We start from the raw sequence: 13,472 nt of genomic DNA, 5'->3' as shown, positions 1-13,472 counted from the left end.
TTATTCATCCATTTCATTCAGAATATTTTCCAGTTGTTTAGCGCTTCTTCCATAGATGTATTTTGTCCATAGAACAATGCTTGTGATGATTGCCAAAGTTCCGATCAGCACTAAGATGATAAGCCCCTGCTGATGAGAAGAAGTAAGCTCTGCCAATGATTTTCCCTGTTTTTCCATCGCATTATAGATGATCAGGCCTGCCGTTACCAGAAAATGAGGGAGCAGTAAGAACCCGAATGACTGGTATCGTTCCATATTCAGACGCAGTTCATGATATATTTTCCAAAGGCTGTTTTTAGTGTTTCCGGTATAAAGCTCTGTCTGCCTGTAAAACTTATAAAACCCAGACAGATAGTAAGATGATATGACAACCATTACCGTATAGGATACATAATAAATGATGTACTGTGAAGACGGAAACTGGAACTGAATAGGGAACAAGGCGATGAGAATGATGGCAAGAATCTGCATGGGAAATTCCCTTTTCATATTTCTCTGGATTTTTTCTATCGGGTGTTTGCTTTCCTTTAATTGCTCTATGGTATCAGGAATACGGACATTGCTGTCTTCTTTATTCCACTGTTCTTTTAATTCATCAAAATTCATAGCCTGATTTTTTTATGATTTGCTGTATTTTTTCTTTTGTTCTGTTGAGTTTCACGCGGGCATTGCCTTCACTGAGTCCCAGATTGTTTCCGATTTCTTTATGTGACATTCCTTCCATGAAATAGAATATAACGGCTTTTTCCAGGGGATTCAGCTCCTGAACAGCACTGTAGAAAATTTCCAGCTGCCTGTCTCTGGTAGGATTGTAATCCTCCTGCTGTACTTCAAAGTGATGAGGGACATCAGTATGATTACGGGACCTCTGTTTTTCCTTTTTTAAATAAGTAATAGCGGTATTGATGGCCACCCGGTACATCCAGGTAGAAAACTCACTGTTTCCTTTGAAATTCTGATAGGATTTCCAAAGCTGGATAAGAATTTCCTGCTGAAGGTCTTCCCGGTCTTCTACAGAATCAGCATAGATCCGTGAGGCTTTATATAAAATGCCTTTATGCCGGTTAACAAGCTTTAAAAAAGTAGTTTCAGTTGGGTTACTCACAATGGGTTCATGGTTGGGTTACTGTTAAGTATGGTGCGGGTTTTACGGTATAGCCTTTTGACTACTGCTGAGAACCCCAATTTATTAAAATTTTCATAGTATTCATGTTTTGATTTTCTGTTCTTTTAAAAGGTTGGTAAAACAAATATGGTAAACGTTACAGTTTATTTTCAAAAAAATAAAAACCTCCCGGGAAAGGAGGCCGTAAAATCTAAAATTATGGTGATAACCAATTGGTTAGGATTGCTTTATTATTCCTGTACTTTTGAATGTTCCGGTTTTGAAACTTTTCTTTTTCTTAAAAAATAGACCATTGCTGCAGCAATTAATAAGATAGGCCAGATGTTGATAAGGGCGACTATAATCCTCTGAATCAGATAGAATCCGTACACAAAACCATCTTTAGCGTCATAGATAAAATTGTACCTGTATTTATTGTCGATGCTTGTGGTATTGGTCACTGCTATTTCAGCAATACGCAGCTGGGGTTCTTTGATGTAGATATCAATAGTGCTGTATTTCAGATTGTCTGCCATATTCATACTTGCCAGCTTTTGGGCATTCCCTTCAGACATATTCCCGTCATCCAGATTCACTTTATCTTTATTTGTTTTCAGCTTGCTGATATTTTCAGAGGTTTTTTGATTTCTTTTTCCTTCCAGTTCAGAATATTTGATGTTGGCAGTCACATCTTCCGCGTTGATGGATCTTGAATTAAGAAACAATTTGTTCGTATTGATGGCTGTTAAAAGTTCACCCAGTTTTTCAGTAGGAATACGGACCTGCATTGTATTTTCCGTTTGGTACTTTTTTACCAGCATAGCTTCATCGTCGGAAGTATTATAAGTGTTTTCAGAAACCACATTACTCTGAAGGTTGCTTTTAGTAACAAAACCACCAAATTCCTGTACGGATTTTTCAATAGCAATCGTTGCATTATACACATCTTTTACTTCCATATTCACATCAGCGGTCTTGATAAACTGCTTATCCTTTACCTTCATACCGGCTGCAGATGATATACTGTCTGAAACAATAGTGGTGGCTGAATCGGCAGTAGCATAAGCTTCAGGATCTGAGATGGCAGCTTCTCCTTTTTTACATGAATAAGTTCCTAATAAAAGAGCTGCAGATAGAGATAATGTAATGTAAGTGGTTTTCATAGCGTTGATTTTAAATGTTTGCTTGAGTCAAAGTTCAGTCAGGATCTTTTGTAACGCTTGAAAATCAAAAGTAAAAAGGTTGTAAATAATATTTTCAGTTTTAATGAATTGAAATTTAGGGTTTTGTAAAACAGGCTAGGGCTTCAGCCATTGCTTTCGGAGCAGTTTTTGCTTATCTTTTACAAACCAAAACTACAATCTATCACTATGTCAAATACTTTTTCCAAAATCAGAAACGCAATAGGGTTATTCACATCCATAGATTTTGATCAGTTGAGCGCCATTTCTCAAAAAGTGGATCTGCCAAAACTGATGCATAATTTTTCAAAACTGGATGATAAACAGCTTTCCGGGCTGATGAAAATGCTTGATCCGGATAAGAAAAAGAAAGAGCTTCCTCCTGTTGATGGCGATTTCTATGACATCTACCATACACTGACGCCCGAACAGCGTGAAATTCAGCTTAAAGTAAGAGCTTTCATGGAAAAAGAAGTCAAACCTCTTGTCAATCATTACTGGCTCAGGGATGAATTCCCTTTTGAACTGATCCCGAAGTTTCAGAAGCTTGATATCTGTGGAGTTACTTATCAGGGATATGGCTGCCCGGGAATGCCTTTCCTTATGGAAGGTGTCATCGCAATGGAAATGGCCAGAATTGATGCTTCAATTGCTACTTTTTTTGGAGTACAGTCAGGATTGGCAATGGGATCCATTTATATCTGCGGGTCAGAAGAGCAGAAGCAAAAATGGCTTCCGCAGATGCAGAAATTTGAAAAGATAGGAGCTTTCGGGCTTACAGAACCGGAAGTAGGTTCAGGAGCAGCAGGCGGACTTACGGTAACCTGCAGAAAAACACCCGAAGGCTGGGTGCTTAACGGTCAGAAAAAATGGATCGGTAATGCCACTTTTGCTGACCTGATCATTATCTGGGCAAGAGATCTGGATAGCGGAGAAGTAAAAGGATTTATTGTGGAAAAAGATAATCCCGGATATTCTGTGGAAAAAATCAAAGGGAAAATGGCTTTAAGGATTGTCCAGAACGGATTGATCACTTTAAAAGACTGTCTGGTCACCGAAGAAAACCGCCTGCAGAATGCCAATTCCTTCAAAGATACAGGAAAAGTACTGAGAATGACAAGAGCCGGAGTGGCATGGATGGCTACAGGCTGTGCAAGAGGAGCTTATGAAAGTGCACTGGATTATACCAGAAAAAGAGAACAGTTTGGAAGGCCTATCGCGTCGTTTCAGATGATTCAGGGGCATCTGGTGGAAATGTTGTCTAATCTTACTGCCATGCAGACCATGGTATTCAGATTATCTGAAATGCAGGATGAAGGAATTTTAAAAGATGAACATGCTTCACTGGCAAAAGTTTTCTGTACACTCAGAACAAGAGATATTGTTTCCAGAGCCAGAGAAGTGATGGGCGGAAACGGAATTCTGCTGGAGTATGATGTAGCCAGATTTGTTGCTGACGCAGAAGCCATTTATTCCTATGAAGGAACAAAAGAAATCAATTCGCTCATCGTTGGACGATCGATTACAGGTTTCAGTGCTTTTGTATAGGTAGCAGGTAGCAGGTAATAGGTAGCAGGTAATAGGTTGTAGGTAGTAAAGTAGCGTTTGAAGTTTACTGGTACTGCCACCTGCAGCCTATTACCTGAAATCCATTATCTGTCACTTACGAAACTAAATGTTTGTATTTTTCTTTATTGTCTATAATCATCCAAAGGTTGATCAGGAACATTACTCCGGCAATACCCATTCCCATTGGAGATTTGTCCAATGTGAAAACGTGAGCCACAATTCCTACCATAACAGGTAAAATGATAATCGCTCCCAGTGCTCTTGTTTTTGGGAAAATAAACAATAATCCGCCAATTACTTCTACAGTACCTACCAGTGGCATCAGCCAGCTTATTTCTCCAAAAGCAGCGAAAAGTTTCATCTGCTCAGGAGTAGGTTTCTCCATTGGCATATAATTAAAGAACTTGTTTAATCCGGCATTAATAAACATAAGTCCGAAAAGTAAGCATAAGATAAATTTTATTACTTTCATGATTGATGATTTTATATCAAATGTAAAATAAAAATAGAATATTTTGTTATTTATTTAACATAAAATATGAAATCGATTGTTTATTTGTGTTGGTTAATGGTTTATATGTAATTTTATTCTGTATCTTAGAGGACAAACTAAACTAATAATAAATGCTAAAAAATCTTAAAAAATTAAACCGTACAAGTTTAAGAGAAATCCATGGAGGAGTTGAAAAATGTGATATAGGACCAATAGGATGTCCGTGTAAGATTCCACCTGGAGATCCTTGTTTAGGAGGTCCCGGAGGAAATCCTGAAGGCCCGGCTTATGGATACTGCCCGGATAACCCATCTTATATCCTCTGTACAGAAACTTGTCCAAATGGAACGAGCCCGTTGTGCCCTCTTCCATAATACAATAAAAAAGACTGTCTCGAAAAGGCAGTCTTCTTATTTAAAATCTAAATTCATCGGCAGGAGTATGGCAATTATTACTTATTGCCTATTACTCATTACTCATGCTTAGTCCATTTCCTTAAGCGTAATATTCTTGGAAATCTTATAACTTTTCTTTTTCTTATCAGGCTTCTGTTCTTCACCGAGTAATCTGCCCCACGGTTTAAGGTCATCTACTCTTTCACAGATAATCTTAATAATAGCAATCGCCGGGATACACAGAAACATTCCTGCAATTCCCCAAAGATGCTCTCCCAGAAGAATACCGATAAAGGAAAATAAGGCATTGATCTTGACTTTAGAACCCACAACAAATGGCAGAACGATGTTTCCATCTACAGCATGAATGGCAATATAGCCCAAAGCAACATAAATACACGTTGAAGGAGTAGAAGTGGCAAAAGCTATAAAGCAGGAAATTAAAAGTGAAATAAAAATTCCCAGATACGGAATAACATTTAGTAATCCCGTAAGAACTCCTAGGAGAATAGCATACTTTACTCCCAGGATGGTAAGGAGAATAGATGTTAAAATAGAAACAATGACCACCTGGAGAAAAAGCCCGAAGATGTATTTCTTGGTCATGATACGGATCTCATTTACCGCTTCCTGTACGCTTGCTTTGTGTCTCTCATTAAAAACCGTAACGATGAAATTATTTAAAAGTCTTCTGTAATTTAAAATGAAGATAAAAAACAGCGTGAAAAATATTATAAATCCAAATCCCGTTGAAAAAATTCCGAAGGTAAATCCTAAAATTACTCCTGAAGAAGATAACAGTTTATTCAATGCCTGGTTGATATAATCCACCTGTTCATCCACTTTTACATTGAAAGTTTTGGAAACCCAATGCTGAAGGTTGTTAAAAACAGTGGTAAACTGTTCCTGAAGGTGGGGAAGATCTTTACTGAAATCAGACAGCTGATTGGTAAAGAAGTAGATAATACCGCCTAAAATCATCAGCATAATGAACACTGAGGTCATTGTAGACATTGATCTTGGAAATTTTAACTTTCTTTCCATAAAAGTGGCTGCCGGTAAAAACAACATAGCCATAAGGAATGCCAGGAAAAACGGAGCTAAAATACTCTGTCCCAATGCCAGAAGATAGCCAAGCCCGATGATGGAAACCACCACAAGTGTAAGCTTGACAAGGAAAGGAAGTCTAAGAAAATTCATAATCTATAAGTCTGCAGTGTGGAATAAAAATAAGAAAAAACCTGTGTAAATTGAAAATTTTATTCAATTCTAAGGGATTTTTCTTGTATTGAAGCAAATTTTATTCCAGCTGGCCGGGAATGTTATACTTTTTACACCCAAAACAGAAACACGCTCTGATATTCAGAGCGTGTTTCATATTGAGAAGTTGATATGTTATAAGTTGTTTTATTCTTCAATGGCGATGTCAATGACTTCCTCCATTCTGTTGACGTAATGTACTCTCAGGTTTTTCAGATAATCTTTTTTGATTTCTTCTACATCCTTTCTGTTGGCTTCGCAAAGAATGACGTCTTTAATTCCTGCTCTTGTTGCTGCAAGGAGTTTTTCTTTTATCCCTCCTACAGGAAGCACTTTGCCTCTCAATGTAATTTCTCCGGTCATGGCAAGGTGAGGTTTTACCTTCTTGTTTTTAAATGAAGAAACCATTGAAGTCAGCATGGCAATACCGGCAGAGGGTCCGTCTTTAGGCGTTGCACCTTCAGGAACGTGTACGTGAATGTTTTTCTTATCCAGATCTTCCTGTGGAATGCCCAGTTCGTCATGCTTTGCTTTAATATATTCCAGGGCAATGGTAGCCGATTCTTTCATTACCGTTCCAAGGTTTCCGGTCATTGTTAAAGCTCCTTTACCATTGCTCAGGATGCTTTCAATATAAAGAATATCTCCGCCCACACTTGTCCAGGCAAGCCCTGTTACAACACCTGGAACACCAGTGATTTCAGATAAGCTTTTCGGTCTTGGTACCCCAAGGATCTCATCTATTTTTTCAACTGAAATTTTTGGGTCATATTCTTTTAGCAAAGCGGTCTGCAGCGCTACCCATCTTGCAACGGCAGCAATTCTCTTCTCCAGTGTTCTTACTCCGCTTTCTGAAGTGTGCGCTTCAATAATATGTTTAAGCTCTGCATTTCCGAGTTTAAATGATTTTGCATCCAGACCGTTTTCATCCTGTTGCTTTTTGATCAAATGTCTTTTGGCGATCTCAATCTTTTCCTCCAGCGTATAACCGGCAATCTGAATGATCTCCGTTCTGTCCAGAAGAGGAGTCTGTATTGTTGAAAGTGAGTTGGCTGTAGCAATGAACATTACTTTTGACAAATCGTAACCCATTTCCAGGAAGTTGTCATAGAATGATTTGTTTTGTTCAGGATCAAGGACTTCCAGTAGTGCGGAGCTTGGGTCCCCATGAAGTCCCTGTCCGATTTTATCTATCTCATCAAGAACGATTACCGGATTTGAAGTACCGGATTTTTTGATAGACTGTAAAATCCTGCCCGCCATAGCTCCAATATAGGTCTTTCTGTGTCCGCGTATTTCACTCTCGTCGTGAAGTCCTCCTAATGATAACCTTACATATTTTCTTCCTAAAGCGTCTGCAATAGATTTCCCTAAAGACGTTTTACCAACACCCGGAGGACCTACCAATAACAGAATAGGAGACTTCATGTTGTTTTTCAATTTTAAAACAGCCATGTGCTCCAGGATTCTTTTCTTGATGTCTTCCAGTCCGAAATGGGCTTTATCAAGTACTTTTTCAGCTTTTGCGATGTCAAAAATATCTTTTGTATAAGTTTCCCACGGAAGATCTGTAAAGAAATCCAGGTAATTTCTCTGTACGTTATAGTCCGGAGAATTAGGATTCTGACGCTGAAGTCTGCTGATTTCTTTTTGGAAATGTTCTTCTACTTCCTTGCTCCATTTTTTGGTTTTAGCTTTTGCAAGAAGATCTTCAACATCACTTTCAGGTCCTCCGCCCAGTTCTTCCTGAATGGTTCTGATCTGCTGATTCAGAAAATATTCTCTTTGCTGTTTATCCAGATCTTTTGAAGTTTTCTGGTGAATCTGGTTTCTCAGTTCCAGCTTTCTGAAATCTTCATGCATCATTTCATAACACTGGTTAGCCCTGGTCATCAGACTTTTCTCTTCAAGAAGTTTTTGCTTTGCTACCGAAGAAAAATTGGCGTTGGTGCAGATGAAATTCAGAAGATCATCATTATTGTTAATATTTTTGATCGCGAAATTGGCTGCATTAGGAATATTAGGATCCAGCTCAATGATTTTTAAAGCAAGGTCCTTGATGTTCTCCAGCAATGCTTCGTATTCTTCCTGATCTTTAGGACGGGTATCCTTTAATTTTGATATTTCTGCTTTGAAATAAGGGCGGTTGTCAACAATTTTCTTGATCTTAAACCTGTGAAAACCTTTGGTTATAGCAGTAATATTGCCTTCCGGGAGCTTAATAATCTTAATGATTTTTGCTAATGTTCCGACAGTATAAATGTCTTTTTCGGAAGGTTGTTCCAGATCAGAGTTTTTCTGGCTTACAATTCCAATGAAATCTCCGTTCTTCTGTGCTTCCTCAAGAAGCTGTATTGATGTCTTTCTTCCTGCGGTAATAGGAATTACCACGTTGGGAAACATTACCATATTTCTTACAGGAAGGATAGGGAATATTTTTTGTTCGGAATTTTTATCAGTCTCTGCGAAATCTGAAAGATTGATTTCTTCAGTCACGATATCAAATCCGTCACTAATCATTTCTTCTAAACTAATATCTTCAAATTCTGTCATAGTCAATCGAATGACAAATTGTCATTTTCGTTTTTTATCGTTAAAGGGAATTTTTACAATATGCGCTGAAAACGTGTGGCATATTATAATATTCTAAAAACGCACAATACTTATGCCATTTGTTTTTTACTTAAAAATACGGTCAAAATTTCCTTTTTCAGATAATCTTTGCATTAAAAATCAAAATAAAGCAGTTCTGTTTCTGTAATTTCTTAAAAATGTGTATTTTCGCAAACTGATAAAAAACTATAATTTATAAAATGGCAATTTTAGGACAGATTAGGAGTAAGCCTTGGCTTTTAATGGGAGTAATAGCCTTAGCGCTTTTAGCGTTTTTGGTGAACCCGGATAGTATCGACAAGGTTTTTGGTAAGAATCCTGATGTTTTAGGAAAAGTAAATGGTGAGAAAATCACCCGCGAAGAGTTCAATGATCAGCTTTTCGTGTTGCAGCAGCAGGCTGAGCAGCAAGGTCGTCCGAAAAACGGTCTTGAAGAGCAGGCATGGCAGTTACTTGTACAATCTAAGCTTATCAAACAACAGTTTGAAAAACTGGGCTTTGAAATGACTGATGATTATTTCTGGAATCAGATCCAGTATGATCAGATGTTCGCTCAGAATCAGCAGTTCTTTGATGAGAAAGGTAACTTTAAAACTCAAGAGCTTAAAAAAGAAATTGAAACATTACAAAACACCAACCCCCAGGGATATGCTCAATGGCTGAAAACCAGAAAAACAATTGAGTACAGACTGATGGCGAGACAGGTGTTTACTAATCTTTCAGCAGGTATCACTACAGGTAAGAAAGAGGCTGAGGAGCTGATGAAGCAGAGAGATCAGCTTGCAGATATCGACTTCGTGAAAGTGGATTATGCGGCATATCTTCAAAAAACAAAGATCAATGTGACTACACAGGATCTTGCTGACTACATCAAACAGCACCCTGTAATGTTCAAAGCTGAGCCAAGCAGAAATATCGGTATCGTATTTTTCCCTTCCAAGCCTAGCGCAGCAGATGATGCAACAGCCTTGAAAGAAATTACAAAATTATATTCAGGAGGTACGGATGCAAGCGGAGGTACTGAAAACTTCCAGAATACTAAAAACGACTCAATGTTTGTAACCGCAAACTCTGATGCGCCATTCAACCCTCAGTATTTGAATCCTGCTCAATTGCCTCCAACGATCAAAGATCAGATTACTTCAGCAGCAGTAGGCCAGACTTTTGGTCCTTATAAAGAACAAGATGTTTATGTAGTATCTAAACTGGTAGGTAAAAGACCTTCAGATTCTACATTATCAAGACATATCCTTATTGCATTCAAAGGAAGCCCTGCAGGGGAAGGGGTGACAAGAACCAAAGAGCAGGCTAAGAAATTGGCAGACTCTATTGGTGCTATTGTAAAAGCTACTCCTGCTAAATTTACAGAATTCCTTAAGCTTTCCAGCGATCCGAATTCTGCAGCTCAGGGTGGTAGCCTTGGATGGACAACTCCGGAAACACCTTTCGTTCCTGAATTCCTTACCTACCTTGCCAACAATCCTAAAGGAGCAACAGGGGTGGTAGAAACTCAGTTCGGTTATCATATCATCAATATTGAAGATAAAAAATCAGGATCAATGGGGTATAAAGTTGCTAACCTTGTAAAAGCAATCAAACCTTCAGATGCTACCGAGGCTGAAACAGACAAAAAATCAAGAAAATTCATTCAGCAGGTTCAGGGGAAATCTTTCAACGATTTCGTGAATATTGCCAAGAAAAATAATTACCAGTTCTCTAATCCGAAAGCGGCTAAAAGATTTGAAGGCCAGCTTCAGGGCTTAGGTACTGAAAAAGATGCAGATATCCTTACATGGGCTTTCGATAAGAAAAGAACAAAAGGAGATACTGAATTATTTACAGTAGACGGAACAGGTGATAAAATTGTAGTTTATCTGAACGGAAAACAGGAGGCAGGTCTTGCTGATCCTGAATCTGTAAGAGATCAGATTGAAGTTATCGTTAAAAATAAATTGGCCGCAAAACAAATTTCTGAAAAAATTGCAGCAGCAAAAGCTTCAAGCTTAGATCAGATTGCTAAATTATTTGCAGCTCCAAAACAATCAGCTCAGGTGAATCTATTGAACCCTTCAGTAGCTGGTGCCATGGAGCCTAAAGTTGCCGGTGCAGCATTCGGTGTTGCAAAAGGTAAACTTTCTAATCCGGTTGAAGGAGGAACAGGCGTTTATGTTCTGATCAAAAAATCAGAAACAGTAAACAAACAGCCTGGAGATCTTAAGCAGTTTACAGAATCTCTTACACAGAGAAGTGCAGGAATGTTCGGACAGGCTTGGATGAAGAGTCTTCAGGACAATGCAGATATCGAAGATTACAGAATCGAGATCTGGAACAAGCTGGGAAATCAGCAACAATAAGAAATTCATTTCAATGATATAAAAAGCGACAAATTTTTTTGTCGCTTTTTTTGTATTTAACGCAGAATAATAAAGGAAAAGATTTATTTAAAATGTATTATATTTGCTTATTAGAAAAAAATTAGCAAGTGAAGTTCAGTAAAGAATTAAAAGCTGGTGTGATTGCACTTCTAGCTATCGTAGGCTTTGTGGTATTGTTTCAGTTTATGAAAGGGAAAAGCCTTTTTACTACCGACAATATATTTTACGCAAAATATGACAATGTAGAAGGTCTGGCGCAGTCTGCGGCAGTTTCTATCAATGGTCTTAAAGTGGGGCAGGTAGACAAGATTATTCCTATCACCTCAAAAGATGGAAAAATTAATTTTGTTGTAAAAGTTACTGTCGACAATAAATTTGAATTTTCAAAAAACTCATCACTGGAGATCTTTGAGCCGGGATTAATGTCCGGTAAAGAAATGAGAGTAAACCTTATGTATGGAGGGCCGACTGCAAAAGACGGTGATACATTAAAAGGAGCTTTCAAACTGGGAACGCTGGGAAGCCTTTCTTCTCAGGTAGGCCCTGTAAAAGATCAGTTACAGGTGGTTCTTCATAGAGTAGACTCCCTGATGGCCAATGCAAACCAGGTTTTTGATGCTCAGAACAGAGCTGAAATTAAAGCTTTGTTAGCTAACCTTAACAAAACGGTTGGTGCATTACAGGCTACAGCAGGAAGTGTAAACAATCTGGTAGGACATAATGATCCAAAGCTGCAAAAGGTGCTGGATGATGCAAGCCTTACCATGCAGAGCGGAAAAGTAACATTAGATAAATACGGACATCTTGCAGAAAGTATTGACACTAAACAGTTGAATGCTACCATTGCAAGTTTAGATGCTACAGTAGGAAAATTGAATCAGGTGATTGGAGGTATTGATAAAGGAGAAGGAAGTTTAGGTAAACTGATGAAGGATGATCAGCTTTACAACAACCTGAATTCAGCCTCTTCCAATCTGAATACATTAATCGAAGATATGAAAGCGAATCCGAAGAGATACATCAACTTCTCGGTTTTCGGTAAAAATAACAAAGACTAATACGCCTTATGCAGTACATCGATAACATTATTTTCCTGATTTTATTAGTAGCCGGATTCGGGCTGTTTGCCAAAAGCCTGCAGAAGATCTACAGAAATATCAGGCTGGGTCGTGAAATCAATAGAAATGACAGAAAATCTGAGCGCTGGAGCACCATGGCTAATGTAGCTATGGGACAGAGTAAGATGGTAAAGCGCCCTGTTGCAGGGATTTTACACATTTTTGTCTATGTTGGTTTTATTATCATTAATATAGAACTCATTGAAATAATTGTTGATGGACTGTTTGGAACTCACCGTTTTCTGGCCTCGGTTTTGGGACACGGATTCTACAGTTTCTTTACAGCTACCTTAGAAGTCCTGGCACTTCTGGTTGTGATTGGTGTCGTTATATTTTTCATCAGAAGAAACTTTTACGGGGTTAAAAGATTAACAATGAAAGAGCTTTTCGGATGGCCAAAAGAAGATGCCAACTGGATTCTTATCATTGAATTTGCCCTGATGATGGCTTTCTTTAAAATGAATGCTTCAGATTTTATTTTACAGTCGAGAGGTGTTTTACCGGTACATGGAAGTTTCCCGATCAGTGAAATGACATTTGTCCCGTTTTTGGAAATATTCAATTTTGATAACGGATTTTTGATGTTCACAGAGAAAGCTGCCTGGTGGTTCCACTTTGTGGGGATTCTTTTCTTCATGAATTATCTGTATTATTCAAAACATTTACACATCATTCTTGCGTTTCCGAGTACATGGTATGCCAATCTTGAGAAAAAAGGAAAATTCAACAATCTTGAGTCCGTAACAAAGGAGATCAAATTAATGATGGATCCAAATGCAGATCCTTACGCTGCCCCGGCTGAAGGTGCTGAAGCTGATGTGCCTTCAAAATTCGGAGCAGAAGATATTTTTGATCTGAATCAGGTACAATTGCTTAATGCCTATTCATGTACAGAATGCGGACGTTGTACTTCAGTGTGCCCGGCCAATATTACCGGTAAAAAACTTTCTCCGAGACTGATCCTGATGAAAACCAGAGACCGATTGGAAGAAGTAGGAAGAAACATTGATAAAAACGGAAAATTTGTAGACGACGGTAAAAAGTTGTTAAACGATTATATTACAAAAGAAGAGCTTTGGGCTTGTACAACATGTAATGCCTGTACAGAAGCCTGTCCGGTATTGCTTGACCCGCTTTCCATTATTTTTGAAATGAGAAGATTCCTCGTGATGGAACAGTCAGCTGCTCCGCAGGAACTGAACCTGATGATGACCAACGTGGAAAACAATGCTGCTCCTTGGCAGTACAATCAAGCCGACCGTCTGAACTGGGCCAATGAAAATTAATGTAACAAAGTAAAATAATGCAGCAATGTAGCAATCATTGGTAAATTGGTACATTAGCATATTGATAAATTTGAAAA

Annotated in this window: 11 protein-coding genes; 5 read left to right on the top strand and 6 right to left on the bottom strand. The window is 38.3% G+C overall.

Annotation, left to right across the window (positions count from 1 at the left end; all coding sequences use genetic code 11):
• From ACR1PO_RS20545 to ACR1PO_RS20535, 3 genes are all read right to left on the bottom strand, one after another.
• Entirely contained in the window at window positions 1-606 is a 606-nt protein-coding gene (locus ACR1PO_RS20545; protein WP_433988004.1) for a hypothetical protein, read from the bottom strand.
• Complete coding sequence (locus tag ACR1PO_RS20540) at window positions 596-1,105, bottom strand: RNA polymerase sigma factor (protein ID WP_433988003.1); 510 nt, start codon at window positions 1,103-1,105, stop codon at window positions 596-598. The genes ACR1PO_RS20545 and ACR1PO_RS20540 overlap by 11 nt, the downstream gene beginning before the upstream one ends.
• A 251-nt stretch (window positions 1,106-1,356) precedes the next feature.
• Window positions 1,357-2,268: a DUF4349 domain-containing protein gene (locus ACR1PO_RS20535; RefSeq protein ID WP_433988002.1), complete on the bottom strand. Its 912-nt coding sequence runs from the start codon at window positions 2,266-2,268 to the stop codon at window positions 1,357-1,359.
• Window positions 2,269-2,475: 207 nt separating this feature from the next.
• Here ACR1PO_RS20535 and ACR1PO_RS20530 point away from each other — a divergent pair, with 207 nt between their 5' ends.
• Window positions 2,476-3,834, top strand: a complete 1,359-nt coding sequence (locus ACR1PO_RS20530) for an acyl-CoA dehydrogenase family protein (protein WP_433988001.1) — start codon at window positions 2,476-2,478, stop codon at window positions 3,832-3,834.
• Between the two features lie 115 nt (window positions 3,835-3,949).
• On the opposite strand, the gene ACR1PO_RS20525 is transcribed toward ACR1PO_RS20530, so the two are convergent.
• Window positions 3,950-4,327, bottom strand: coding sequence for a DoxX family protein (locus tag ACR1PO_RS20525; protein WP_332388946.1), 378 nt, complete (start codon window positions 4,325-4,327; stop codon window positions 3,950-3,952).
• 152 nt (window positions 4,328-4,479) lie between these two features.
• Between ACR1PO_RS20525 and ACR1PO_RS20520 the strand changes: the two genes are divergently transcribed.
• Window positions 4,480-4,722, top strand: coding sequence for a bacteriocin-like protein (locus ACR1PO_RS20520; protein WP_433988000.1), 243 nt, complete (start codon window positions 4,480-4,482; stop codon window positions 4,720-4,722).
• Between the two features lie 108 nt (window positions 4,723-4,830).
• On the opposite strand, the gene ACR1PO_RS20515 is transcribed toward ACR1PO_RS20520, so the two are convergent.
• Together ACR1PO_RS20515 and lon are read right to left on the bottom strand one after the other, a co-directional pair.
• The gene (locus tag ACR1PO_RS20515; protein ID WP_332388947.1) at window positions 4,831-5,943 is read right to left on the bottom strand and encodes an AI-2E family transporter; all 1,113 of its coding nucleotides are present in this window, start codon (window positions 5,941-5,943) and stop codon (window positions 4,831-4,833) included.
• A gap of 207 nt (window positions 5,944-6,150) precedes the next feature.
• Entirely contained in the window at window positions 6,151-8,556 is a 2,406-nt protein-coding gene (gene lon, locus ACR1PO_RS20510) for an endopeptidase La (protein ID WP_433987999.1), read from the bottom strand.
• 260 nt (window positions 8,557-8,816) lie between these two features.
• On the opposite strand from lon, the gene ACR1PO_RS20505 reads away from it, so the two are divergent.
• From ACR1PO_RS20505 to ACR1PO_RS20495, 3 genes are all read left to right on the top strand, one after another.
• Window positions 8,817-10,970 (top strand): SurA N-terminal domain-containing protein, encoded by a 2,154-nt coding sequence (locus ACR1PO_RS20505; RefSeq protein WP_433987998.1) that lies wholly within the window; start codon window positions 8,817-8,819, stop codon window positions 10,968-10,970.
• Window positions 10,971-11,098: 128 nt separating this feature from the next.
• A complete protein-coding gene (locus tag ACR1PO_RS20500) occupies window positions 11,099-12,049 on the top strand; it encodes an MlaD family protein (RefSeq protein ID WP_002983898.1) in 951 nt (316 codons plus the stop codon).
• Between the two features lie 8 nt (window positions 12,050-12,057).
• Window positions 12,058-13,395 carry a 4Fe-4S dicluster domain-containing protein gene (locus ACR1PO_RS20495; protein WP_433987997.1) on the top strand — a complete coding sequence of 446 codons (1,338 nt, stop codon included), beginning with the start codon at window positions 12,058-12,060 and terminating at the stop codon, window positions 13,393-13,395.
• Window positions 13,396-13,472 lie beyond the last annotated feature (77 nt).

The sequence above is a fragment of the Chryseobacterium amylolyticum genome (genome assembly GCF_051011775.1).
Lineage (GTDB): Bacteria > Bacteroidota > Bacteroidia > Flavobacteriales > Weeksellaceae > Chryseobacterium.
Note: the sequence above shows the minus strand (reverse complement) of the source record. Positions and strands in the feature narration are given on the sequence as shown.